Annotated in this window: 19 protein-coding genes and 1 pseudogene; 5 read left to right on the top strand and 15 right to left on the bottom strand. The window is 69.2% G+C overall.

The genetic code is table 11. The features are described 5' to 3' along the window. Positions 1-3 precede the first annotated feature (3 nt). Positions 4-474 (top strand): GNAT family N-acetyltransferase, encoded by a 471-nt coding sequence (locus tag ACLZOT_RS04640; RefSeq protein ID WP_416967402.1) that lies wholly within the window; start codon positions 4-6, stop codon positions 472-474. Between the two features lie 77 nt (positions 475-551). After that, a complete protein-coding gene (locus ACLZOT_RS04635; RefSeq protein ID WP_416967401.1) occupies positions 552-2000 on the top strand; it encodes a peptidoglycan D,D-transpeptidase FtsI family protein in 1449 nt (482 codons plus the stop codon). A gap of 17 nt (positions 2001-2017) precedes the next feature. Here ACLZOT_RS04635 and ACLZOT_RS04630 read toward each other — a convergent pair whose 3' ends face one another. After that, the gene (locus ACLZOT_RS04630; RefSeq protein WP_416967400.1) at positions 2018-3475 is read right to left on the bottom strand and encodes an NCS2 family permease; all 1458 of its coding nucleotides are present in this window, start codon (positions 3473-3475) and stop codon (positions 2018-2020) included. A gap of 247 nt (positions 3476-3722) precedes the next feature. Between ACLZOT_RS04630 and ACLZOT_RS04625 the strand changes: the two genes are divergently transcribed. The 3 genes from ACLZOT_RS04625 (at position 3723) to ACLZOT_RS04615 (ending at position 6981) form a co-directional block, all read left to right on the top strand. Further along, positions 3723-4289 (top strand): SigE family RNA polymerase sigma factor, encoded by a 567-nt coding sequence (locus ACLZOT_RS04625; RefSeq protein WP_416967399.1) that lies wholly within the window; start codon positions 3723-3725, stop codon positions 4287-4289. Further along, entirely contained in the window at positions 4286-5131 is an 846-nt protein-coding gene (locus tag ACLZOT_RS04620) for a hypothetical protein (protein ID WP_416967398.1), read from the top strand. Before ACLZOT_RS04625 ends, ACLZOT_RS04620 begins: the two co-directional genes overlap by 4 nt. Positions 5132-5319: 188 nt before the next feature. After that, complete coding sequence (locus tag ACLZOT_RS04615) at positions 5320-6981, top strand: rhamnogalacturonan lyase B N-terminal domain-containing protein (RefSeq protein ID WP_416967397.1); 1662 nt, start codon at positions 5320-5322, stop codon at positions 6979-6981. Positions 6982-6990: 9 nt separating this feature from the next. Here ACLZOT_RS04615 and ACLZOT_RS04610 read toward each other — a convergent pair. From ACLZOT_RS04610 to ACLZOT_RS04545, 14 genes and pseudogenes are all read right to left on the bottom strand, one after another. Then, positions 6991-7695 (bottom strand): annotated as a pseudogene (locus tag ACLZOT_RS04610) (right-handed parallel beta-helix repeat-containing protein); the annotation flags it as partial. A 116-nt stretch (positions 7696-7811) separates the two neighbouring features. Beyond that, on the bottom strand, positions 7812-8933 hold the full coding sequence (locus ACLZOT_RS04605) for a right-handed parallel beta-helix repeat-containing protein (protein WP_416967396.1): 1122 nt from the start codon (positions 8931-8933) through the stop codon (positions 7812-7814). A 47-nt stretch (positions 8934-8980) separates the two neighbouring features. Continuing rightward, on the bottom strand, positions 8981-10012 hold the full coding sequence (locus ACLZOT_RS04600; protein WP_416967395.1) for a pectinesterase family protein: 1032 nt from the start codon (positions 10010-10012) through the stop codon (positions 8981-8983). Between the two features lies 1 nt (position 10013). Then, a complete protein-coding gene (locus ACLZOT_RS04595) occupies positions 10014-11147 on the bottom strand; it encodes a pectinesterase family protein (protein ID WP_416967394.1) in 1134 nt (377 codons plus the stop codon). Positions 11148-11282: 135 nt separating this feature from the next. Next, positions 11283-12620 (bottom strand): pectate lyase family protein, encoded by a 1338-nt coding sequence (locus tag ACLZOT_RS04590; RefSeq protein ID WP_416967393.1) that lies wholly within the window; start codon positions 12618-12620, stop codon positions 11283-11285. A gap of 38 nt (positions 12621-12658) precedes the next feature. Continuing rightward, positions 12659-13447 (bottom strand): rhamnogalacturonan acetylesterase, encoded by a 789-nt coding sequence (locus ACLZOT_RS04585; RefSeq protein ID WP_416967392.1) that lies wholly within the window; start codon positions 13445-13447, stop codon positions 12659-12661. 117 nt (positions 13448-13564) lie between these two features. After that, positions 13565-14905 carry an ABC transporter substrate-binding protein gene (locus ACLZOT_RS04580; RefSeq protein ID WP_416967391.1) on the bottom strand — a complete coding sequence of 447 codons (1341 nt, stop codon included), beginning with the start codon at positions 14903-14905 and terminating at the stop codon, positions 13565-13567. A 47-nt stretch (positions 14906-14952) separates the two neighbouring features. After that, positions 14953-16947 (bottom strand): pectinesterase family protein, encoded by a 1995-nt coding sequence (locus tag ACLZOT_RS04575; RefSeq protein ID WP_416967390.1) that lies wholly within the window; start codon positions 16945-16947, stop codon positions 14953-14955. A gap of 33 nt (positions 16948-16980) precedes the next feature. Further along, entirely contained in the window at positions 16981-18480 is a 1500-nt protein-coding gene (locus ACLZOT_RS04570; RefSeq protein WP_416967389.1) for a family 43 glycosylhydrolase, read from the bottom strand. Further along, positions 18477-19349 carry a PmoA family protein gene (locus ACLZOT_RS04565; protein WP_416967388.1) on the bottom strand — a complete coding sequence of 291 codons (873 nt, stop codon included), beginning with the start codon at positions 19347-19349 and terminating at the stop codon, positions 18477-18479. Before ACLZOT_RS04565 ends, ACLZOT_RS04570 begins: the two co-directional genes overlap by 4 nt. Then, positions 19346-20518: a Gfo/Idh/MocA family protein gene (locus ACLZOT_RS04560; protein WP_416967387.1), complete on the bottom strand. Its 1173-nt coding sequence runs from the start codon at positions 20516-20518 to the stop codon at positions 19346-19348. The genes ACLZOT_RS04565 and ACLZOT_RS04560 overlap by 4 nt, the downstream gene beginning before the upstream one ends. After that, positions 20515-21798: a pectate lyase family protein gene (locus tag ACLZOT_RS04555; RefSeq protein ID WP_416967386.1), complete on the bottom strand. Its 1284-nt coding sequence runs from the start codon at positions 21796-21798 to the stop codon at positions 20515-20517. Before ACLZOT_RS04555 ends, ACLZOT_RS04560 begins: the two co-directional genes overlap by 4 nt. Then, positions 21795-22691 (bottom strand): carbohydrate ABC transporter permease, encoded by an 897-nt coding sequence (locus ACLZOT_RS04550; RefSeq protein ID WP_416967385.1) that lies wholly within the window; start codon positions 22689-22691, stop codon positions 21795-21797. Before ACLZOT_RS04550 ends, ACLZOT_RS04555 begins: the two co-directional genes overlap by 4 nt. Beyond that, on the bottom strand, positions 22688-23623 hold the full coding sequence (locus ACLZOT_RS04545) for a carbohydrate ABC transporter permease (RefSeq protein WP_416967384.1): 936 nt from the start codon (positions 23621-23623) through the stop codon (positions 22688-22690). The genes ACLZOT_RS04550 and ACLZOT_RS04545 overlap by 4 nt, the downstream gene beginning before the upstream one ends. Between the last annotated feature and the right edge of the window lie 82 nt (positions 23624-23705).

The raw sequence follows: 23705 nt of genomic DNA, 5'->3' as shown, positions 1-23705 counted from the left end.
CGCATGGACGTCGTACTGCGCGCGGTGCACGACAGCGATCTGCCGGTCTTCTTCCGGCTGATGGCCGACCCCGAGGGCCTGCACATGGCCGCCTTCACCCCCGAGGACCCGACGGACCGGGACCGTTTCGACGCGCACTGGAAGCGCAACCGCGCCTCCGACGCCGTGATGCGCACGATCCTGGCCGACGGGGACGTCGTCGGGCACGCGGCGGTGTACGGCGACCCGGGCGAGCGGGAGGTCACCTACTGGGTCGACCGCTTCTACTGGGGGCGCGGGATCGCGACGGCCGCGCTGCGGGCGCTGCTCGCGGAGGTTCCCGAAAGGCCGCTGCACGCGCGCGCGGCGCTCGACAACAAGGGGTCGCTGCGGGTCCTGGAGAAGTGCGGGTTCCGGGAGACCGGGCGGGACACCGGGTACGCGAACGCGCGCGGGGGCGAGATCGAGGAAGCCGTCCTGGTGCTGGACGCCTGACGGACCGTACATGAACGTCGGGTGAGAAAACGGGCGGACGGGAACTCTCCGGTCCTCGCGCTCGTCCTTTTGTTCGTATGAACAGGACCATCAGGCGTACCGCCGTCTTCGCGCTGCTGCTCGTGTTCGCCCTGCTGGTGAGGGCAACCTGGGTGCAGTTCTACGAGGGGCAGGCGCTCGCGGACGACCAGCTGAACCGACGGAACGCGATCGAGACGTACTCGGACCCGCTCGGGAACATCATCGTGGCCGGGAAGGCGGTCACGGGGTCGGGCCGGACGAACGGCGACCTGAAGTACAAGCGGACGTACACGGACGGCGAGCTGTACGCGGCGGTGACGGGCTACGCCTCGCAGGCGTACGCGCCGACGCAGCTGGAGGGCATCTACGCGGACGTGCTGAACGGCACGGACACGCGCCTGAAGACCGTGATGGACACGGTCACGGACAAGCGGGCCGACCCGGGGAACGTGATCACGACGATCGACCCGGCCGTCCAGAAGGCCGCGTACGACGCCCTCGGCGACAAGAAGGGCGCGGCCGTCGCGATCGACCCGAAGACCGGGCGCATCCTCGCGACCGTGTCGACCCCGTCGTACGACCCCTCGGCGCTGACGGACGCGGACACGGCCGGCTCGGCCTGGAAGAGCCTCAACGCGGACGCCGACAAACCGCTCGTCAACCGCGCGCTGCGCCAGCCGCTGCCCCCGGGGTCGACGTTCAAGCTGGTCGTGGCGGCCGCCGCGCTGGAGGACGGCCTGTACGACGACGTGGACGCGCGGACGGACAGCGAGAACCCGTACACCCTGCCGGGGACCCGGCAGGTGCTGGCCAACGAGAGCGCGTCCGCGCCGTGCGAGAACGCCTCGATCCGGGTCGCGCTCCAGTACTCCTGCAACAACGTCTTCGCGCACATGGCCGTCCAGTTGGGGCAGGACAAGGTGCGGGCGATGGCGGAGAAGTTCGGGTTCAACGACCAGGCGCAGGACGTGCCCGTGCGCGCGTACGCCAGCGTCTACCCGAAGGGCATGGACCCGGCGCAGACGGGCCTGACCGGCATCGGCCAGTTCGACGTGACGGCGACGCCGCTCCAGATGGCGATGGTCTCGGCGGCTATCGCGAACGGCGGCAAGCTGGTCTCGCCGCACATGGTGTCGCAGGTGACGAACAGCGGCGGGGACGTCCTGGAGGACGTCGACGGGGAGGCGTCCACGAAGCAGGTCGTCAGCTCGAAGACCGCCGAGCAGCTCCAGTCCGCGATGCAGACGGTCGTCCAGGACGGGACGGGGACGAACGCGCGGATCAGCGGGGCGACCGTCGGCGGCAAGACGGGGACGGCCCAGCACGGCGAGAACAACTCCAAGACGCCGTACGCCTGGTTCACGTCGTACGCGAAGGCCGGGGACAAGGAGGTCGCCGTCGCGGTGATGGTCGAGCAGTCGGACGCGGCGCGGTCGGAGGTCAGCGGGAACGGGCTGGCCGCCCCCGTCGCCAAGGCGATGATGGAGGCGGCCGTCAAGAGCTGACCCTCACGCGGAGGAACCTACTTCGTGCCGAGCACCTGCTCGATCGGGTCGATCGCGAAGTACACGGCGAACAGCGCGGACGTCCCCCACAGCAGCCAGTGGACGTCCTTGGCCTTCCCGAGGACCGTCTTGATGAGGACGTACGCGAGGAACCCGGCGCCGATGCCGTTCGTTATGGAGTACGTGAAGGGCATCACGGCGATGGTGAGGAAGGCGGGGATGGCGATCTCGTAGCGGTCCCAGTCGATGTGCTTGACCTGGGTCATCATCAGGAAGCCGACGGCGATGAGGGCGGGCGCGGCGGCCTGGAGGGGGACGATCGTGAGGAGCGGGGTGAAGAAGAGGGCGAGGGCGAAGAGACCGCCGGTGATCAGGTTGGAGAACCCGGTGCGTGAGCCTTCTCCGACGCCCGCCGCGGACTCGATGTAGGAGGTCGCGGAGGACGAGGAGGCGGCACCGCCGGCGACGGCCGCGGCGCCGTCGATGAGGAGGACACGGCCGAGGTTCGGAACCTTGCCCTCCTCGTCGAGCAGGCCCGCCTCCGCGCTGATCCCGACGACCGTGCCCATGGTGTCGAAGAAGTCCGACAGGATCAGCGTGAAGACCAGCAGGACGACGGTGATCACGCCGACGCCGGGTGCCGAGAACGCGCCGAACAGGCTGAAGTGGCCGATCAGCCCGAAGTCCGGGGTGTCGACGACCTTGTCCGGCCAGCTCGGCGTCGTCAGGCCCCAGCTCTTGATGTCGGCGACCGCGTCGATGGCCATCGCGAGGGCGGTCATGGCGACGATGCTGATCAGGATCGCGCCCTTGACCTTGCGCGCGAGCAGCCCGATGGTCAGCAGGACGCCGAGGCAGAACACGAGGATCGGCCAGCCGGAGAGGGTCCCCGTACCGCCGAGCTGAACCGGCACGGTGGTGTTCGCGGCGTCGGGGATACGGGTGACGAACCCGGCGTCGACGAACCCGATGAACGCGATGAACAGCCCGATCCCCACGCTGATCGCCTGCTTCAGCGGCTGCGGTATCGCGTGCATCACGGCCTCGCGCAGCCCGGTGACGACGAGCGCGCAGATCAGCAGCCCCTCCAGGACGACGAGGCCCATCGCGTCGTCCCAGCTCATCAGCGGGGCGATCTGGAAGGCGACGACCGCGTTGAGGCCGAGTCCGGCGGCGAGGGCGAGCGGGAGGTTGCCGCCGACACCCATGACGATCGTCATCACGGCGGCGACGAGCGCGGTGGCGGTGGTCAGCTGGACCGGGTCGAGGGTGTGGCCGTACTTGTCCTTCGCGCTGCCCAGGATGATCGGATTCAGGACAAGGATGTAGGCCATCGTGAAGAACGTCGCGAGGCCACCGCGCGTCTCCCGGGCGAACGACGAGCCGCGTTCGGAGATCCGGAAGTACCGGTCGACGCTGTTCGGCGCGGGTGGTGCGGCGCTGGGCCGGTCGGTCTTCTGCTGCGCCTCGGACATGGCGGACACTCCTGGTTGCCTGGTGGATCAGTGTGCGGATGCTGGCTGGATTGTTCCCGCGCTGAACTCTCTTCAGGTTTTCGACGTGTTACGGATTCGGGCTCCGCAACGTCCGGTCCCGCACGTGGCGTTCGAAGACCCGTACGAACCAGGCAAGTCGATCACTGCTACGCTTCCGCATCTCGTCCCGGCAATCTCCCCGGGGCATTCCCATGTCATTCACATGCCACACAGAAGAGGTCAACCCGTGGGCACTGTCGTGGACGACGCCGCCTCCGTGGAGTTCCATGCCTTCTTCGACCGCCACTACGCCGAACTGTCGCGGCTGGCCTACCTGTTGACCGGTGAGTCGGACACCGCCGACGATCTCGCGGCGGACGCGCTGCTCGCGCTCTGGCACCGCTGGGACCGGGTGCGCGCGGCCGACCACCCGGTGGCGTACGCCCGTGGGGTCGTCGCCAACCTGGCCCGGACGAAGATCCGCAGCGCGGTGCGGGAGCGGCGCAGGATCGCGCTGTTCTGGTCGCAGCGCGAGGAGAAGACGGAGAACCCGGATGTCGCCGGCGTGGTGGACGTGCAGTCGGCGCTGCGTAGACTCCCCTTCCGCAAGCGCGCCTGTGTCGTGCTGCGGCATGCCTTCGACCTCTCCGAGAAGGACACCGCGCTCGCGCTGGGGATCTCGGTCGGTACGGTGAAGAGCCAGACCTCCAAGGGGATGGCCGAGTTGCAGAAACTGCTCGGCGCCGAGAAGGTTCCGAAACGGGTGCACGTCGCCATGGCGCGCACCTCCGAGTCCGCGGGAAGGGACCGATGACGATGCGGCGGGACGTGCACGACGACTTGCGCGCCCGGCTGCACGAGGCGGCCGAGCAGCACGAACCCGACCGCGCGCGCATCCTGGCCCGGGTGGAGCGCGGCATGATGGCCGAGCCGGAGCGGCAGAGCCACCGTTCGACGCGGCCGGTCCTCGGGTGGGCGCGGATCGTGGGCGCGACGGCGGCGGTCGCCGGGATGCTCGCGGTCGGCGGGTACGCGGTGGCGTCGGCGGTGAAGAGCGAGCCGCCGGCCGAGCAGACGGTCGCGGTCTCCCCCACGCCGATGGTGTCGCCGGACGCGACGAGCCGCCCGCCGAAGTCGCCGTCCCCCTCGCCGAGTTCGGGGGGCGGGAAGCCCAGGTCCACGGCACCGGAGCCGACTCCGGAGCGCGGTTCGCCGACCGCGCCGTCGCCTTCCGCGGCCGTGCTGCCCCCGGCGGACGGCCACGAGGACGGGCCGCTGTGGTCCGACGGCTCGGTGGACCCGCACAGCAACGACTTCTGGGCGCAGAGCAACATCACCGTCAAGACGTCGAAGGAACTCACCGCGCTCACCGTGCAGTTGAAGGTCGCGCAGACCGGCGGGGTGACGAACACGGGGGCCTGGCGGTCGCTGCCGGAGAACGACTACACGTTCACCGTCGCGGAACAGGACGGGTTCCTGGTCTACACGTGGGTGCTCAAGGACGGGAGCAAGGTGTCTCCCGGGGAGTGGGTCTTCGCCGGCCAGTACGACCATGACCGGGGCGGGCGGGACGCGCGGGACGACACGTACGTGATCTCCGGGACCGCCGAGGGCAAGGTGCGGTCGGTCGGCGGGGACTTCGCGGCGACGGACTGAGCGGCGAAGGGGCGGGCGCCGGGTCGTCGGCGGGCTCGGTCGCGGCGAGTTCGGTCGCGGCGAGTTCGGTCGCGGCGGGCTCGGTCGCGGCGGGCTCGGTGAAAAAGTTTCCGTATCAGCGGCAACTCTTTCCCCACCGGCGGCGACTTCAGGGCGGCACCACCTCCCTGAACGACGGAGCACCACCCTTGAGCACGCACAGAAAACGCCTCTCCCGCCGCCGTGTCCTCGGCGGCAGCGCCATCGCCGTCGCCGCGGCGGGCGCGGCCGGGGTCGCCGGGTTCGTCTCGTCCGCGTCGGCAGCCGCCTTCGGATACGCCGACGACGGCAAGAACTACGTGGTCACCACGGGCGCGTCCCTGGTCTTCAAGGTGTCCAAGGCGACCGGCGACCTCACCTCGCTGGTCTACAAGGGCAAGGAGTACGAGGGGTACGGCGGCCGGCACTCGCACGTCGAGTCGGGTCTCGGCACCGCGACCGTCACCGTCAAGCAGTCCGGGTCGACGATCCTCGTCAAGGCGGTGCACGGCCCGCTCACCCAGTGGTACGCGGCCCGCAGCGGCCAGGACAACGTGTACCTGTGGACGGACAAGGCCGACGCGTCGTTCACGGCGACGCGTTTCCTCGTCCGCCTCAAGCCGGGCGTCTTCCCGGGCGGGGGCTCGGACTCCTGGATCGAGGCGTCGGACAAGGTGATCGAGGCGGGGGACGTCTGGCGGCGGGCCGACGGCACGACCCACTCCAAGCACTACTCCGGCAAGCGGGTCATCGACTACGACTACATCGGCTTCAAGGGGTCGAACTCCGCGCTGTGGATGGTGCGTTCGAACCACGAGAAGGCGTCCGGCGGCCCCTTCTACCGCTCGCTGCTGCGCCACTCCAACGATCTCGGGGCGGGTCTGTACGAGATCCTCCACTACAACCAGGCCCAGACCGAGCCGGAGCGGTTCGGCCTCCAGGGCCCGTACGTCCTCGCCTTCACCGGCGGCGCGGCTCCCGCGTCGTCGCTGCTGCACGGCAACCTCGACACGTCCTGGGTCGACGGGCTCGGCATCACCGGCTGGGTCGGGAAGAAGGGGCGCGGCAAGGTCGCGGGCGTCGGGCTGAAGGGCATGTCCTCGGCGCACCCGTACACGGTGGGGTTCGCCAACGCGGACGCGCAGTACTGGGCGAAGGCGGCGAGCGGGACCGGCGCGTTCTCGTGCCCGGGGATGCTGCCGGGGACGTATCGACTCACCGTCTACAAAGGTGAGTTGGCTGTGCACCGGACGACCGTGAAGGTGACGGCGGGGGCGACGACAGCCCTCAACTCCCTTTCCATCAGCGGCGATCCGTCAACGGCCAAGGTTCTCTGGCGACTCGGCGACTGGGACGGCACGCCCTCGGAGTTCAAGAACGCGGCCCTCATGACGTACGCGCACCCCTCCGACGCGCGCGCCGCGAAGTGGACGGGGAACGTGACGATCGGGAGCGGGGACGCGGCGTCGTTCCCGGCGTACATGTGGAAGGCCGTCAACGACGGGGTGCGGGTGTACTTCAAGCTGACGGCCCAACAGGCTTCCGCGGCACGGACGTTGCGGATCGGGGTGACGGACGCGTTCGCGGGTGGGCGGCCCCGGGTGACGGTGAACGGGTGGACGTCGGCGGTGCCCGTGGCGCCGGCCCAGCCGTCGACACGATCACTGACGACGGGGTCGTACCGGGGGAACAACCACACGTTCACGTACACGATTCCGGCGTCGGCGCTGGCGGCGGACAATGTGCTGACGCTGAACATCGTGAGCGGTTCGAGCGGCGAGACGTTTCTGAGCCCGGGGACCTCTTTCGACTGTATCGACCTATTGGCGTGAGCCGAGGGTGTCGTTCCCGTTGCCGGATGCCGTGCTGTTCTCGACGGTGACGGGAGAGGAGAACTGCCACAGGTCCAATGCGTCGTCCGCGTTGTCGTGGAGGCGTGCGCCGGTGATTCTGTTCCCCTCTCCCGAGCCGAAGGTGACCGCTATTCCGTCGGCGTTATGGCCGTTTCCGGACGTGTCGTCGTTTCCGTGGCTGTCCAGGTTCTGGATCAGGTTCCCGACCGTCCTGTCACCGCGCAGCGTGAATCCGGAGGCCCCGTTGTTCATGGTGACGAGGTTCCTGAAGACGCCGCCGGTGGACGAGGTGACGACGACGCCCTGAGCAGGCGAGTTCTGGAAGGTGAGGTTCTCGACGGTCCAGTGGCTGCCGTGGACGGCGAGAAGCCAGGAGCCTGCGGGGAGTTTCGATCCGTCGATGCTCGCTTTCTCTTTCCGGTATGCCGTGAGGGTGATTCCGTCGGCCGCGGATCTGAGCGTGGCGGACGGTGTGTACGTTCCCGCGCGCACCTGAATGGTCGTTCCGGTGACCGCGTTCTCGACGGCGGATTCGAGTTCTGCGGTACTGGACACCGTGATCGTGCCGGAGGCCGCGCGGGCACTGTCGTCCGAGAGCCCCAGACAGAAACCGCCGACTCCGGCGGAAAGGGAAATCGCCGCGGCGATCGAGAGCGTACGGGTTCTGCGATGGCGTCCGGTGCCGATCCGCACAGGTTTTTCCTTTCCTCGGGAACAGGATCGGAGACGAGTCGTCACCGCACCGGGAAAAGGTTGCCGTCCCCGCGAAAGCCGATCGCAACTTTTCGCGGGGACGGCGCCGCCGGGCGTCAGTTCATGGTCGAGCCGATGGTCGTCGACCCGGTCGTGAGGAACGTCGTCGCGGGCAGAGTCCCGCTGGAGCTGCGGGAGTTGTACGCCGAGGAGGCGTCCGTGGACCGGAAGGCCGGCGTACTGACCCCGGAGTCCCAGTTGTTGCCGGAGGACGCGACGCCCGACCCCTTGCTGACCGAGCCGCCGCCGTTGCTGACGGCGAGGTTCTTGCCGAGCTTCGCGGAGCCGGTCGCGAAGTAGTAGCCCCACTTGCTGTTGGCGTACGCGGTGGTGCGGTTGATGACGATCGCGCCGGTGTTGCTGTTCTCGGTGAAGCCGTTGCCCGCGTTGCCCCAGGCCGCCGAGTTGTTGACGACGTGGGCGACGGAGGGCCCGTTGCCGCCGAGCTTGTACCCGTTGCCGTTGCCCTCGAACGCGGAGTCGCCCCAGCGGTTGACGCCGTTGCCGAAGGCCCAGGTGTGCTCGATGGTGACCGGCGAGGAGAACGACCAGAGGTCGATCCCGTCGTCCGAGTTGTTGTAGAGGCGCGCTCCGGTGACGAGGTTGCCGCTGCCGGAGCCGAACTTGATGGCGACGCCGTCCGCGTTCTGGCCGTGCGTGGCGGCGTCGTAGTTGCCGTAACTGTCCAGGTTCCTCACGGTGTTGTTCACCGTGTTCGCGCCGGTCAGGGTGAAACCGGAGTCGCCGCCGTTGATGGTCTTGATGTTGTTCCAGGTGGTTCCGGTGCAGGACTGGCAGACGACCGCGCTGTCCCTGGAGTTCTGGAAGGTGATGTTGGAGACGTTCCAGTAGGACGCGGTCAGCTTGAAGATCCAGGCGCCCGCGGCCATCGAGGACCCGTCGATCTTCACGGTCTCCGAGCCGTACGCGGTGAGCGTGATCGGCGAGCCGGAGGTGCCGTTGGCCGTCGACTGGAGGGTGGCCGTCGGGTAGTAGGTGCCGCCGCGCACCTGGATGACCGTACCGGCGGTGGCGTTCTTGATGGCGCTCGCGAGGTCGGTGGAGTTGCTGACGACGACGGTCGCGGCCTGCGCCTGGCCGGGCAGGACGGCGAGCCCGGCCCCGAGGATCAGGGCGGCGAGTGCGCCGAGGGGGGTGAGAACGGTACGACGAGACATGGAGTGCGGTCCCTTTCGCCGTGTGGGGATGGGGAGTTGGGGTGGTGCTAGTGGTGCGCTCGGGGACGCCAGTTCCCGAGGTAGGTACGCGGGGTGTGCGTGACCGCTTCCGCGTCCGTCAGGTGGGGCCGGTTCTCCGGCACCGGAATCACCGCGCCGGGGCCTGAGTTGGCGTACTCGGCGAAGCGCATGCTCTGCCACGGGTACGCGTCGCGCATGTTGGTGTAGGGGGCGACCGCGTCGATGCCGGACCCGATCCAGGTGTCCCGAACGACCAGGGAGGGCCAGGCGGTTGTCTCGTACGAGGGCACCCAGGGCCGCGCGATCTTGTACGCCGCGTCCTCGGCGCCGGAGGTGATCCGGCCGCGCACGGCGAGGAAGCCGTAGGGGTTGGCGCGGGCCGTGGCGGGGGCGAAGACCATGCCCTTGGGGGTGAAGGACACGTCCCGCTGGAGGGTGTGGAAGCGGCAGGACTCGAAGACCGCGCGGGCCCGCCCGAAGACGAAGTCGACGTCTCCTTCTATGTGGCAACGCCGGTAGTAGTGGCGGTCGAAGACGTCCAGCGCGGTGGTGTCCGCGAACAGGGTGTCCTGGTGGGCCAGGAGACGGACGCTCTCGACGTGCGTGCGGTCCCCGGTGAGGTAGGCGGCGACCGCCTGGGTGCCGGTGATGTCGGGGTGGTCGGCGCGCAGCCAGTCGTTGGCGAGCGTCAGGTCCAGGACGGTGAGACCGGGCGCCGCCGAGGTGAACGTCGCGGAGCCGGCCGTGCCGTAGGTGCCCGAACCGTCGGGTTTCGGCGTGCCGTTGGCGTTGTCGTAGACGATCACGGCGGCGCGGGGGTCCCGGACGGCTCCCCTGATCGTCAACTCCGCTTTGTCGGCGGGGATGTTGACGACCTCGCGGTACGTGCCGGGGTGCACGACGATCGTCCAGCCGGGGCCGGTGACGCGGTCCACGGCGGCCTGGACGGAGTCGCCGGGGCGGACGTGGGCAACTCGCCTCGCGGCTACGGCGGTTGCGGGCACTGCTGTTGTGATCGCTACGGCGGTCCCGCCCATCAGGAAAGCACGGCGCCGCATCTCAGCACCCCTCCGGTTCCCAGTCGCCCAGATACGCGGCCCGGGTCGCCGACTCGGCCTGTACGGAGGTGAGTTGAGGACGGTTCTCCGGCACCGAGATCACCGCGCCGGGACCGGAGTTGCGGTACTCGGCGAAGCGCTGGCTCTGCCAGGGGAAGCTGTCCGACATGTTCGTGTACGGCGCGACCGCGTCGATCCCGGTGCCGAGGTGCGTCTCGCGGACCGTCAGCATCGGGCGGGCCGTCGTGTCGGAGCTGGGCACCCAGGGGCGAGCCAACTTGTAGTAGGCGTCCGGTGCTTGGCTGGAGACCCGGCTGCACGAGACGAGGTAGCCGCGCGGGTTGGCGCCGGCCGTGGAGGGCGCGAAGACGAAGCCGTACGGCGCTCCCGCGAGGTCGGTGCGGTCGAGTGTGCGGAAGTGGCAGCGTTCGAAGACGGCGGTGGCACGGCCGAAGACGAAGTCGACGTCGCCCTCGACGTAGCAGTCCGTGAAGTACTGGCGGGCGAAGGCGGCGAGGTTCGACGAGTCGGCGTACAACGTGTCCTGGTGGCCCAGGAAACGGCAGTGGTGGAAGGCGCTGCGGTCGCCCTGGACCTTGATGGCGACGGCCTGGGTGCCGGTGATGTCGGGGTGGTCGGCGCGCAGCCAGTCGTTGGCGAAGGTGATCCAGCGGGCCGTGAAGCCGGCGGCCTGGACGGTGGTCGTGGCCGAGCCGGTGGTGCCGTGAGTACCCCCGCCGGGCTTGGGAGTTCCGGCCGCGTTGTCGTAGACGACCACCACGTCACGGGGGTTGCGGGAGGCGCCGATCCAGGTCATGCCGGTGCGGGTGGCGTCGACGGCGACCGTCTCGCGGTAGGTGCCGGGGGCGAGGATCAGGGTCCAGCCGGCGCCGGTCGCGGCGGTGACTGCGGCGCGGACGGAGGTGAAGTCGCCCTGGCCGGCGGTGTCGACGTACAGGGTCTGGGGGGTGAGGCGGGCGGATGGGGAGCCGTAGCGGCCGAAGGGCCTTGTGGGGCAGGGGTGTTGGGTCTGTTGCGCGGAGGCCGGGGTGGAGGTGAGTGCGAGGGTGGCTGCCGCAGCGGTGGCGGTGGTGATGAAGCCCCTTCTGGACAGGGGGAGTTGGGGCGAGGGCATGGTGGGTGCTCCTTCGCGGGGGTGTGTGCGGGCATGCGGGGGTCGCGGGTTCGCGGTACGGGTCTCGCGGGGCTCGCGGTACGGGGAAGGGCGCCGGGGCGGTGTGCAGGACCGCCCCGGCGGTCTCGGGAGGCGTCAGCGCGCCCGGCCGACGCCCGCGCCGCGCGCGACGACCGAGGGGACCAGGCACGGGGAGTCGACCCGGGTGCGCAGGGTCGGGGTCCAACCCGCCCCGGACTGGAGGGTTTCCGCGGGGATCTCCGCGTTGTGCACGGCGATGAGGTCGACGGGGCGGCCGTTGACGTAGTTGTTCTCGGCGGTCATCGGAGCCTCGCTCCACTTCTTGATGACCTTGCCGACGCTGGTCCCGGCGGGCAGCGAGATCGCGTTGTCGCTCGCGTGCAGCTGCGATTCCTTGCCGACGCCGAAGAGGTAGTAGTCCGCCTTCTGCGCCTCTTCGACGACGTAGTGGTTGTTGTAGACGTCGACCTGCCCGAACCGTACGCGTGGGGAGCGCTGGAGGATCCCGTCGAAGCGGTTGTGGTGCATGGTGACCTTGAGCTTGCCCGCGTCCAGCGCGGAGGTGCTGTCGCTGTTGCCGATCAGCATGTTCTTGTCGTGGTTCTCGAAGGAATTCCACGACACGGTCACGTAGTTGGAGCCGCGCACGATGTCCGTGAGGCCGTCGTGCTGCTGGAAGACCTTGCCGAAGTAGACCGGGCGCTCGCTGTCGGGGTAGCGGCCGTCGGTGAGCGTGTTGTGGTCGATCCACACGTGGTCGGTGCCGAAGACGACCACCGCGTCGTACTCGGAGTTCCAGTTGCCGGTGTTGTTGTCGTCGGTCGGGTCCCACTTGGGGAAGCAGTCGAGGGGGGCCTCGATGGTGAGGTTGCGCAGGATGACGTTCGAGACGCCCTTGATCTGCAAACTGCCGCCCAGGATCCCGGAGTTCTTGCCGACGCCGACGATCGTCGTGTTGCTCGGGATGTTGGCCTTGATGACCGAGTCCTGGTTCGCGGCGGAGGCGACGCGGGCGTCCTCCTGCGGGCCCATCGCGACCTTGTCGTTGCCGTAGACGGCCGGGTCGTAGTCCTTCAGGTACTGCTGGAGGTCGTATCCGCCGGTCGTGAAAGCCTCGCAGCCCTCCGAGACCGCGTCGATCATCCCCTGCACCTTGATGATCTTGGGAGCGCTCCCGCCGGCCGCGAGGGCGGCCTTGAACTCGGCCCAGGTGGTGACGGTGTAGACGTGCTCGGCGTCCGCCGCCGCGCCGCCCGTGGTGCCGGTGCCGTACGAGCCCCAGCCGTCGCCGGTGCCAAGTACCTGGCGGGACAGGTCCGTTCCGCGTGGCTGGGCCTGGGCCTGGGCCGCGACGCCGGTCAGCGACAGCACCAGGGCTGTGCAGCCCAGGATCGCGCCGTACCTCTTCAGACCGTGCGAACTGACATGATCATGACACTTCCGTGCGTGCATGGTGCGGCTCTCCTTTTTCACGACAGGGGGGTGGGGTGCTATTCGGCGACGGCGGGCGGCCAGGTAATCCACGACTCCGGGATCTCCTGGTCCAGGCGGCACACCTCGCGCCGTGCCAGCACCCGGGTTCTGACCAACTCCCGTGCCACCAGGCGGGCTACGGCAATCGCGCCCGGCGGGTTGAAGTGCGTGTTGTCCTGCTCGGTCGCGGTCCAGTTGAAGTACTTCTTCGTCTCCTCCACACCGAGTTGCTGCCACAGGGCGAGGGAGAGGGCCTGGGTGTCGAGCAGCGGTACGTCCTCCTCGGCCGCCAGCGCTCTCATCGCCGCCGGGTATTCGCCGTGGGTGGGCTGGGAGGTGCCCTGGGCGTTGAATCTGCGGCGTTCTATGGGGGTGGCGAGGACGGGGTGCGCACCTTTGGCGCGGGCGCCGTTGATGTAGAGGCGCAGATAGTCCTGGTACGTCGTCCAGGGCTCCGTGTAGCGGGTGGGATCCTCGGCCTTCTCGTCGTTGTGCGCGAACTGGATGAGGAGGAAGTCGCCGGGTTTGATCACGTCGAGGATGGCTGCGAGACGGCCCTCGTCGACGAAGCTCTTGGAACTCCGGCCGTTCACGGCGTGATTGGCGACGGTGATTCCTTTGTGCAGGAAGAAGGGGAGGGCCATGCCCCACCCGGTTTCGGGGGCGGCGGGGGCGTATTTCTGGGCTGCGGTGGAGTCGCCGGCGATGTAGAGGGTGCGGCGGGTGGCTGCCTGGGCGGGGGCAGCGATGCCGAGGGGAATCGCAGCTAGGGCGACCGCAGTGATTTGTCTACGGCTGACGGACATACGTTTCGCCTTTCAATCAGGGGTGCTTATCGAAAGGGGCGCGGGGAACTGCGCGACAAGCCACGGGCGGCCTGCACCCTGCTACGTACAGGCCACCCCAACGGCGAATCCCAGCGATTAACCCCGCTGCTGCTTCCACTCGGCCTGAGCCGCGTTCAATTCCTCGGCCAACTTGTCCAGGAAGTCCTTCGCACTCATCTTCCCGAGCAGCACCTTCTGGAAGTTCGGCTCGTTGTCGGCCTTGGAGATCGTGTTCCAGTCAGGCAGGTAGTACGGCAGCTGAACGATGCTGGTCGACCCGTCGGTCAACGCCGCAGCCGCCAGCTTCGTGGGCTCAGCCTTCTGCACCCACGCATCCCCCGCCGCGTCCGTGTTCGACGGCACCTGCCCGGCAGACTCGTTGAACTTCGAGTTCTCCGCCTTGGACGTCGCGAACTCGATGAACTTCCACGCGGCCTCCTTGTTCTTGGAAGCCTTGAACACCCCGAGCCCGTCGACGGGGTTGGAGACCTGGACCCGCTTCCCGTCCGCGGCGGTCGGCGAGGGAATCCCCCGGAACTTCCCGACGCCGAGCGCCTTCACGTGGTCCTGGTAGGAACCGAGGTTGTGGTTGAGCATCCCGATCGTGCCGGAATCCCACTGCGCGACCATCTTCGTGAAGTCGTTGTTGAGGTCGGCGGAGGGGGTGACCTTCTTGTACAGCGCGGCGTACTTCTCCAGCGCGGCGGCGTTCTTGGGGTCGTTGACGGTGGTCTTGTCACCGTTCCAGAAAGAGGTGATCTGGGACTGCCCGTACATCGCGTCGAGGGCCTGCGCGATGGACCCGGAACCACCGCGGATGGTGTAGCCGAATTCGTTCTTTCCGGAGTCGGTGAGTTTCTCGGCGGCGGCGTAGAAGTTGTCCCAGGTGGTGGGCGGCTGGAGCCCGGCCTTCTGGAAAAGGTCGGTCCGGTAGTACAGGACGCCGTTGTTGGCGGAGGTGGGAATGGAGTACAGCTTCCCGTCGCCGCCCCCGGCGGCTTTGAGGGAGGCCACCATGTCCTTGTTGAGCTTGCCGTTGAGCGGCGACTTCGCGAGCTTGTCGTCGAGCGGCTCCAGCGCCCCCTGCGCGGCGAACCCGGCGAGCATGGCCGCGCCGACCCCGCCGACGTCGGGCAGGCCGCCGCCGCGGATCGTGGTGTCGACCTTGGACTGGTACTCGGTCGCGGCGATCCCGACGTACTCGACCTTGATGTCGGGGTTGGCCTTCTCGAAGTCGGCGATGATCGTCTTCCAGATGTCGGTGCGGACACCGCCGTTGTTGTCCCAGAAGACGATCTTCCCGGTGCCGCTGCCCTCGGACCCCTTGTCACCGCTGCCGCTGCCGTCGTCGCCGCAGGCGGTGGCGGTGAGGGCGAGCACGGACCCCAGGGCGACGGCCGCGGCGGCACGGCTGTTTCTACGGGTTCTGTTCTTCATCGGTCGGCTCTCTTCATTGAGGTGTCGGCTGTGTTCGGTCGTGGGGGTCAGTGCGTGCGGGCGGTGTGGGGTGCCCAGCCGTCGGTGCCCTTGAGGTAGGCGGTGACGGTGTGCGCGGCGGCCTGAGCGTCCGTCATCTGCGGTCGGTCCGCGGTGACTTGGGCGCCTGCGCCGTGGTTGTGGTACTCGGTGAAGCGGGCGTCGCGCCAGGAGAAGCCGCTCATGTCGGTCCAGGGCGTCGCCTTGATCGCGGCGGGGAGTTCGGTGTCGCGGATCAACACCTGGGCCACGGCGGCGGGTTCGCCGCCCGGGTGCCAGGGCCGGCCGAGGTGGAAGGTGCCGGCGGGGGCGTCGCTGACGATCCGGGAGCGGGTGATCAGGAACCCGTAGGGGTTGCCCGTCCAGGTCGAAGCGGCCGTGATGTAGCCGTTGTTGGTGTCGGAGCCCCGGCTCAGCGCCCGGATCTCGGACCGTTCGATGACGGTCGTGGCGCGGCCGTAGACGAAGTCGACGTCCCCCTCGATGTAGGAGTCGCGGATGTAGACCCGGCTGACGGTGGTCAGGTTGGGGCTGTCGGTCATCAACGTGTCCTGGTTGCCCAGGAAGGCGGTGTCCTCGAAGACGATCCGGTCGCCGGTCGTCTTCATCGCCAGCGCCTGTTCGCCGTTCAGCTCGACCGCGGCCTCGTCGAAGTCGTTGCTGAAGGTGAGGTGCCGGGCGGTGACGTCGTTCGCGGCGATCCGTACCGTCGCGCTTCCCGTCGAACCGCCGTACGCGGCGGGCGTGTCGTAGACGATGACGGTGTCGGCGCGGCTCTGTCCAGTCCCCTGCAGGAGGATCTTCGGCTTGTTCGCGGGGATGAACACCTTGGCGCGGTAGGTGCCGGGGGCGACCGCGATCGTCACGGGTACGTCGTTGCCCGCCGGGACGGCGTCCACGGCGGCCTGGACGGTCGGGTAGGCGGCGGGGACGTGCAGCGTCGTACCGATCCGCTGCTGCGGGCCGGAGAAGCGCGTCACCAGCGCGGGTACGGCCGCCGCCGGGTCGAGGCGGTAGCCGTAGAAGTCACGGGGGTCGAAGGCGGTGCCCCAACTGTCCGTGCGGCCGGTCGTGTTGCGCAGGATCGAGCCGCGCTGCACCAACTCGGCCGTGGTGTCTGCCTGGTAGGGGTGCTGGACGCCGTCGTAGTAGCTGTTCTCGATGACCATCTTGGTGCGGCCCCGGGACCAGTTGCCGTACGTCCAGACCGGATCGCCGTCGCCGACCTGTGCGGACAGGTAGTTGTTGTAGAGGTGCGCGTAGGCGCAGTTGTCCGCCGAGGGGTTGCGTTGTTTGGTGCCGGTGAACCAGTTGTGGTCGATGGTGATCTGGGTGAGGGCGTTCGTCGTCCAGCCGATGCCGAGTGCCTTGTTGTGGCTGCGGAACTGGTTGTAGGAGACGGTGACGTACTGGCTGTCCTTGCGGATGTCGAGCAGTCCGTCGCCCATGTGCTGGAGGCGGTTGTGGTCGATCCACACGTGGTCGACGGTGTCCATCTGGATCGCGTCGAAGTCGGTGGTCTTGCCGTCCCAGTCGCCCTCGACGTACGAGTCGCGGATCGTCAGGTTGCGGATGATGACGTTGCTGGTGCCGGGGTTGAGGTGGAGTTCGCCGTGGACGATCTCGCCGGTGTCGCCGACGCCTATGACGGTCTTGTCCGAGGCGACGACGATGTCCGAGCCGAAGGGCTCCACGGCGATCGAGCCCTTGACGCGGATGACGTAAGGCTCGGGCGCGGAGGCGTACTTGGCCAGGGACGCCTGGTCGGTGACGGTGACGACCTGGCCGCCGGCGCCGCCGGTGGTACCGCCCGCGAGGGAGGCGAAGCCGTGCGGGGTGTCCGTCCAACGGGCGGGGTTCGCCCCGGAGTTGACGGTGTCCGGCGCCCCGGCGGCGGCGTTCGCCTCCCCGACCGTGCCGAGTCCCAGGGCGGCGGTCATGCCGAGCAGGGCGGCGAGGACCACCCCGATGCCCGGTCTGCGCTTGCTAGGGAAGTGCGTCATTGCGGCTCCCAACAGGCGTGCTGAGTACGTGAGTTACAGAGGACTGATCCGGAAGCGGATGAACACGGCGGAGCCCGCGTGGCCGCTTCCTTCGGGTGCGAGGGCGACGAGTCCGAGCAGGGCGCCCACCCACCGCCAGGGCGTGGCGGTGAAGACGGGGCCCGACGGACGCAGGCCCTCGCCGACGTCGTAGAAGAACCGGCAGCGCGCGCCCGCGCCGATCTCGATGCGCAGCCGGACCCGGCCGGTCGGCACCAACTGCGGGTGCGCGGCGTCGCGTTCGCGCTCGGCGACGCCTTCCGCGAACCGGTGCACGAGGTGGACGGTCCCGTCGGGTCCGCGCTGGAGCCCGATCCAGCTGAACGCGTCGCCGAGGACGGCGAGTCCGCCCCGGGCGCCGGGGTCCTCGCTGGGCAGTTCGAGGGTCACCTCGACCGCCGAGGGGGTACCGGGGAGCCGCTGGGTCAGGATGTTCGGGAGTTTCCGCAGGTCATGGGCGTCGGCGGTGCGGACGCAGGACAGCCGCAGGCCGTCCCCTGAGTGCTGGGTGGCCCAGCCGTCCTGCGGGTTCGCCGTCCAGGCCCACTGCCGGCCGAAGCGTCCGCCGGGGAAGTCGTCGTCGGTGGCGGGCGCGGCGTCCGGCTGCGGCGGCAGGGCGGGGCGTTCGTGTACGGCGACGGGGGCCCCGTCGGCGCCGAGGACGGGCCAGCCGTCGGCGCCCCAGCGCATCGGCTGGAGGTGGACGACCCTGCCGTAGGCGCCGCGTTGCTGGAAGTGCAGGAACCAGTCCTCGCCGGTCTGGGTGCGGACCCAGCCGCCCTGGTGGGGGCCGTTGACGTCGGTGTCCTTCTGTTCGAGGACGATCCGCTCCTCGTAGGGGCCGAAGAACTCCCGTGCGCGGAAGGCGCCTTGCCAACCGGTCTCCACTCCCCCGGCGGGGGCGAGGATCCAGAAGCGGCCCTCGTGGCGGTAGAGCTTGGGGCCTTCGAGGGTGAACCAGCCGGGGAGGCGGTCGCCGTCGACGATGACCTTGCCCTCGTCGAGAAGTGACCGGCCGTCGGGGTTCATGCGGTGGCCGGTGAGGCGGTTCTTCACGCCGGAGCGGGACTTGGCCCAGGCGTGGACGAGGTACGCCTCGCCGGTCTCGTCGTCCCACAGGGGGCAGGGGTCGATGAGGCCCTTGCCGGCCTTGACGAGGTGCGGGCGGGTCCAAGGTCCCCTGATCTCGGGGGCGTTGATCTGGTAGATGCCCTGGTCGGGGTCGCCCCAGAAGATCCAGAACCGGTCGTCGTGGTGCCGTAGCGAGGGCGCCCAGACTCCGCAGTCGTGCCGGGGGCTCCTGAACTCGGCGGCGGGTTCGAGGAGTTGGAGTGCGTGTCCGACGAGCGTCCAGTTGACGAGGTCCCGCGAGTGCAGCAGCGGCAGTCCGGGGGCGCGGCCGAAGCTGGACGCGGTGAGGTAGAAGTCGTCGCCGACGCGCAGGACGTCGGGGTCGGACCAGTCGGCGTTGAGGATCGGGTTGGTGTACGTCACTGGCTGACCGCCTTCCGGACGAGGGCCGTCGCCTCGTCGCGCCCGAGCCGCCCGTCGGCGACGACGGTGACGATCCGGCGTACGACGGTCGCGCCGGGCGGGACCGTCAGCCGCTGCGTGGACGCCAACGACGAGCCCACGCCGGGGTATTCGGCGGTGCGGACGAACCAGGGGTCGCGTCGGGTGAGTTCGGTGGCGCCGGCGAGGACGAGGGTCCAGTCGGTGCCGGCCAGCGCGAGCCAGTCGGCGTGCGTGCCGTGCACCTCGGCCTCGCCCTGCGCGGCCGGGGTGAAGACGTCGGGCGGTGAACTCTCCTTGCGGGCCCGCCAGAAGAAGCCGCCGTACGCGGCGCCGGGGCGGCCGTTGGTGGCGGGGCTGCCGATGGACAGGGGTCCCGGGCCGGGGTTGGTGAGGGAGAAGGTGAAGTCCAGCGCCCAGGCGGTGTCGGTGAGTTCGGTGGCGGCGACGGTGCGGCGCTCGCGCAGCAGCTCGCGGCCCGAGGTGCCCGGGCCGCCCGAACTGCCCGCTGTGGTCCAGCGCAGTTCCTCCACGAACCCGTCGGGGTCGCGGAGCTGGAAGCCGGTGTGCCGCTGGACGCCGTGGTTGTCCAGTTCGGTCGGGCCCTGCCCTTCGACGTAGGTGCGTCCGCCCCAGAAGTTGAACCCCTCGACGTCGGGTACGGCCACACCGACGCCGAGGTGGTGGAGGTGGTCGGCGGGGGTCAGCTCGGTGACCGCCGTGCCGGCGAGGGTGGTGACGGGGTGGAGGTAGGGGCGCGGGGAGAGCCGGGCGGGCAGTTCGGGCCGGGTGACGTAGCGGCCGACGGGGCGGCCCGCGACGCGCAGGACGGCGGTGTCGGGGGCGGTCATCGGGTGCTCACCTCTTTCGGCTCTTTCGGCTCTTCCGGCTCTTTCGGCGACGCCCAGGGCGCACCCAGTTCGGAGTAGAGGAAGAGGGAGTCGGCGACTTTCTCCACGAGGTCGTCGATTCCGGGAACCACCCGGCGTTCCTCCTCGTTCAGGAGGTACCAGGCGGTTTCGGGCAGTTGGGCAGGGTCCGGGGCGGTGCGGATCGCTTCCACGACGGTCATGAAGGCGCCGGTGGAGTCGGGTGGGACGAGAAGGGGGGTGTTGTCCGTCAGGTGATCGACGAGGTTCTCAAGCAGGTCGGTGCGGCCGTACTCGTACTCCTCCGGGCCGTGGCCGGCGCGCTGGAGGAGGACGCGGTCCTGCTTGTACCAGTAGGTGATCCGGCCCTTGCCGCCGTGGACGAGGACGTAGGGCTCGCCCGGCCGCTCGGCGCACAGGGTCGCGGCGACGGTGACCGGACGGCCGTGGGAGGTGGTGACGCGTACGCAGGAGGTGTCGTCGGACTCGATGGTGTTGGCGTGGAACAGCTCGGTCTCCACGCGGGTCACGTCCTCGGCGCGGACGGCGCCGTCCAGGGCGAGGGCGGTGGCGACGGCGTGGGCGAGGGGGTTGGTGAGGGCGCCGTCGATGACGTCCGCGCCGTTCAGGCGGCGTCGGCCCGCCCAGGGGGCGCGTCGGTAGTAGGACTCGGCGCGGGCCCAGGCACCCGCTCCCCCGACGCCGGTGACCTCGCCGATCGTCCCGTCGGCGATGAGCTCGCGGATCGCGGGGACGGCGTGCGAGCCGAGCGACTGGAAGCCGATCTGGCAGGCGACGCCCGCGGCGGCGACGCCGTCGGCCATGCGGCGGAACTCGGCGTACGACGGCGCGGGGGGCTTCTCCAGCAGGAGGTGCACGCCCCGGCGCGCGGCGGTCAGCGCGAGGTCGGTGTGGGTGGGGATCGGCGTGCAGATGACGGCGATCCGGGCGCCGGTGGAGTCCAGGAGGGCGCCGAGGTCCGGGGACTGCTCGGGGGTGCCGAGGCCGGCGGGGATCTCGTCCGGGGTGAGCGGGGTGAGTTCGCACAGGCCCGCGAGGCGGACGATGCCCTTGTCCTGGAGGCGGAGGATGTTGTCGAGGTGCCAGCGGCCGTGGCCGCGCGCGCCGGCGAGGACGATGTCGATGCTCACGGGTGCCTCCCCGCGCCCGCGCCGCGGGCCACCGCCCGGTCGGCCGCGTCGGCGCTGTCGATCGTGGTGTGCAGGGTGGGTGTCCAGCCGACGTCGGCGGTCAGGTCGCGTTCGCTGCCGGAGTTGTAGGCGTTGTAGATGGTGAGGAGGTCGACGGGGTAGCCGTTGAAGAGGGTGCCGCTCTGGTGGAGGGCACTGCCGTTCCAGCTCTTGACCAGGTCGGCGACCTCGATGTGGCCGGGCGTGTGGAAGGCGTTGTTCTCGGCGTAGAGGGCGGACTCGGTGGAGACGCCGATCGAGTAGCGGTAGTCGTCGCCGGTCACCAGGTAGCGGTTGTTGTAGAGGTGCACCTGTCCGAAGCGGACGCGGGGCGCGCGCTGGACGATGCCGCGGAACTCGTTGTGGTGCAGAGTGACGCGCAGCTTGCCCCGGTCGCCGGTCGCGGTGTCGCCGTTGCCGATGAGGATCGCCTTGTCGTGGTCGGCGAAGCGGCTCCAGGAGACGGTGACGAGGTCGGAGGCGTTGGTGATGTCGAGCAGCCCGTCGTGGCGCAGGTAGTTGCGCGCGAAGCGGGTGGGCTCCTCGGCGTCGGGGTGGCCTTTGTCGCTGAAGGTGACGTGGTCGACCCAGACGTGGGTGGCTCCGGAGAGCCACAGGTTGTCGTACGCCGTCTTCCAGTCGCCGAGGCCGCCGCTGTTGGGCTGCCAGACGGGGAAGCAGTCGTAGGCGTCGCGCAGGTCGAGATTACGGACGATGACGTTGGTGGCGTTCCTGACCTGGAGGTTCGCGCCCTTGATGACCGCCTTGCCGACCCCTACCAGGGTGGTGTTGGACCCCACCTTGAGGACTACGCGCTCGGCCTGCCTGGCCGCCGACGCCTGGCGGGCGTCCTCCTGCGGTCCGGTGGGCTTGGCCGCCCCCCAGGTACGGGGGTCGTACGCGGCGAGGTACGCGGCCGGGTCGTACCCGTCGGTGGCGTAGTCCGCGCAGTCCAGGCGCCGTCCCCGGTCGTCGGTGTTGGCGTCGATCGTCCCGGCGACCTTGATGATCTTCGGGGTGTCGCTGCCGCCGTCGAGGGCGCGGGCGAGTTCGGCGCGGGTGGTGACGGTGAGGACGTGCGCGGCGTCGGCGGCCGAGCCTCCGGTGGTGCCGGGTCCGTACGCGGCCCAGCCGTCGTTCGCCGGAAGCGTGTCGCGGCTGGTGTCGCGGGCCTCGGCGTGGGCGGGGAGGGCGAGTAACGGCAACAGGGCTGCCGCCACGGCGAGTTGACGGAGTCTCATCCCTTCACCGCCCCCGCGCTGAACCCGGTGATGAGCCACTTCTGGATGAACGCGAAGACGATCACGACGGGTACGGCGGCGATGATGCCGCCCGCCGCGAGGGCGCCGAGGTCGACGCTGTCGGAGCTCATCAGGGTGTTGAGGCCGACGGGGATCGTCTGCTTGTCCTGGTTGCTGAGGAACATCAGCGCGAACAGGAAGTGGTTCCAGGAGTGCACGAAGGCGAAGGAGCCGACGGCGATGATCCCGGGCCGCAGCAGCGGCAGGACGACGATGCGGAACGCGGTGAAGCGGTTGCAGCCGTCGACCCAGGCCGCCTCTTCGAGGGAGTAGGGCACGTTCTTGATGAAGTTGCTGATCAAAATCATCGACAGCGGGAGCTGGAAGACCGTCTCGGCGATGATGACGCTGACCAGCGAGTTGATCATCTTGAGTTCGGCGAAGATCTCGAAGAGCGGGACGAGCAGCAGTGCGCCCGGCACGAACTGCGAGCAGAGCAGGGCCAGCATGAACCCGCGCTTGATCTTGAAGTCGAAGCGGGCGAGGGCGTATCCGCCGGCGAGGGCGACCAGGGTGGTGACGAGGAGCGTGGCGATGCCGACGTACACGCTGTTCTCGAAGTAGGTGCCGAACTGCCGTTCCGTCCAGACCTTTTCGAAGTGGTCGAAGGTCATCGGCCACGGCACGAGGGAAGTCGACCCGGCCGGGCGGAGGGCGAACAGGAGGATCCAGTAGAAGGGGATGAGCGTGAAGACGAGGTAGATCGACAGGGGCAGGTAGATCTGCCAGCGGGGGACCTCGTCCCAGGCGCGGCGGTGCTTCACCGGGCGCTCGGGGGCGGGGAGTTGGCGCACGGGAGCGGGTGCCGGCTCGGTGGCGTGGGTGGTGGTCACTTGGACTCGCCTCCGAACTTGCTCAGCCGCAGATAGATCATCGAGCAGAAGAGCAGGATCACGAACGCGACCGTGGTCAGGGCGGACGCGTAGCCGAAGTTGTGGGATTCCACGCTGGTGTTGGCGATGTAGAGCGGGAGGGTCGTCGTCTCTCCGGCCGGTCCGCCGCCGGTCAGCGTGTAGAGGAGGTCGACGTTGTTGAACTCCCAGACCGCGCGCAGCAGCGTGGAGAGGATGATCGCGTCCTTGAGGTGCGGCAGCGTGATGTGCCAGAACTGCTTGATCCTGCTGGCCCCGTCGACCTCGGCGGCCTCGTAGAGGTCCTTCGAGACGGACTGCAGGTCGGCGAGGATGAGGATCGCGAAGAACGGCACGCCGCGCCACAGGTCGGCGATGACGACGGCCGGGAAGACGGTCGAGGTGTCCGACAGCCAGCTCGTGCCGTAGGAGCCGATGCCCATGTCGGCGAGGTAACGGGTGATGCCTGTCTGGGAGTTGTAGAGCAGCACCCAGATCGCGGAGGTCAGGACGCCGGAGACGGCCCAGGGCGAGAAGACGAGCGCGCGGCCCAACGCCCTTCCTACGAACGTCTGGTTGACAATCAGCGCGAGGGCGAGGCCGAACAGCAGCTGGAGGCCCACCTCGACGAACACCCATTTGGCGCTGAAGGTCAGCGTGTCCCAGAACTGCGGGTCGTCGGTGAAGATCTGCCGGAAGTTGTCGAGTCCGGCGAAGCCGTCGCGCCACGGCTTGGTGGGGTTGAAGTGCTGGAGGCTGTAGTAGAAGACGCTGATCACCGGGTAGGCGATGAAGCCCAGCATCAGCAGGGCGGCCGGCGCGATCAGCAGATACGGGAGCCTGCGCGGGGTGGCGGAGGCCCGGCGCCGCCGGGGTGGCGCGGGCTTTTTCGCCACGGCTGCGGCTTGGGCCATGACTGTCTCTCCGTTCGTGTACGTGGTGCGGTGAGCGCGTTCTGATACGGCGTGCTGGTGCGTGTACGTCGTGCGGTAAGCG

This window comes from Streptomyces sp. 4F14 (assembly GCF_048159485.1).
Taxonomy (GTDB): domain Bacteria; phylum Actinomycetota; class Actinomycetes; order Streptomycetales; family Streptomycetaceae; genus Streptomyces.
The sequence above is the reverse complement of the archived record's forward strand: the minus strand, read 5'-3'. Positions and strand labels throughout refer to the sequence as shown.

What these genes read in the sequence shown, in the direction of transcription:
- ACLZOT_RS04600 (WP_416967395.1), bottom strand. Translation starts at nt 10,012, where the DNA reads ATGCGGCGCCGTGCTTTCCTGATGGGCGGGACCGCCGTAGCGATCACA.
- ACLZOT_RS04630 (WP_416967400.1), bottom strand. Translation starts at nt 3,475, where the DNA reads ATGTCCGAGGCGCAGCAGAAGACCGACCGGCCCAGCGCCGCACCACCC.
- ACLZOT_RS04595 (WP_416967394.1), bottom strand. Translation starts at nt 11,147, where the DNA reads ATGCCCTCGCCCCAACTCCCCCTGTCCAGAAGGGGCTTCATCACCACC.
- ACLZOT_RS04605 (WP_416967396.1), bottom strand. Translation starts at nt 8,933, where the DNA reads ATGTCTCGTCGTACCGTTCTCACCCCCCTCGGCGCACTCGCCGCCCTG.
- ACLZOT_RS04620 (WP_416967398.1), top strand. Translation starts at nt 4,286, where the DNA reads ATGACGATGCGGCGGGACGTGCACGACGACTTGCGCGCCCGGCTGCAC.
- ACLZOT_RS04590 (WP_416967393.1), bottom strand. Translation starts at nt 12,620, where the DNA reads ATGCACGCACGGAAGTGTCATGATCATGTCAGTTCGCACGGTCTGAAG.
- ACLZOT_RS04565 (WP_416967388.1), bottom strand. Translation starts at nt 19,349, where the DNA reads ATGACCGCCCCCGACACCGCCGTCCTGCGCGTCGCGGGCCGCCCCGTC.
- ACLZOT_RS04635 (WP_416967401.1), top strand. Translation starts at nt 552, where the DNA reads ATGAACAGGACCATCAGGCGTACCGCCGTCTTCGCGCTGCTGCTCGTG.
- ACLZOT_RS04580 (WP_416967391.1), bottom strand. Translation starts at nt 14,905, where the DNA reads ATGAAGAACAGAACCCGTAGAAACAGCCGTGCCGCCGCGGCCGTCGCC.
- ACLZOT_RS04575 (WP_416967390.1), bottom strand. Translation starts at nt 16,947, where the DNA reads ATGACGCACTTCCCTAGCAAGCGCAGACCGGGCATCGGGGTGGTCCTC.
- ACLZOT_RS04585 (WP_416967392.1), bottom strand. Translation starts at nt 13,447, where the DNA reads ATGTCCGTCAGCCGTAGACAAATCACTGCGGTCGCCCTAGCTGCGATT.
- ACLZOT_RS04555 (WP_416967386.1), bottom strand. Translation starts at nt 21,798, where the DNA reads ATGAGACTCCGTCAACTCGCCGTGGCGGCAGCCCTGTTGCCGTTACTC.
- ACLZOT_RS04640 (WP_416967402.1), top strand. Translation starts at nt 4, where the DNA reads ATGGACGTCGTACTGCGCGCGGTGCACGACAGCGATCTGCCGGTCTTC.
- ACLZOT_RS04545 (WP_416967384.1), bottom strand. Translation starts at nt 23,623, where the DNA reads ATGGCCCAAGCCGCAGCCGTGGCGAAAAAGCCCGCGCCACCCCGGCGG.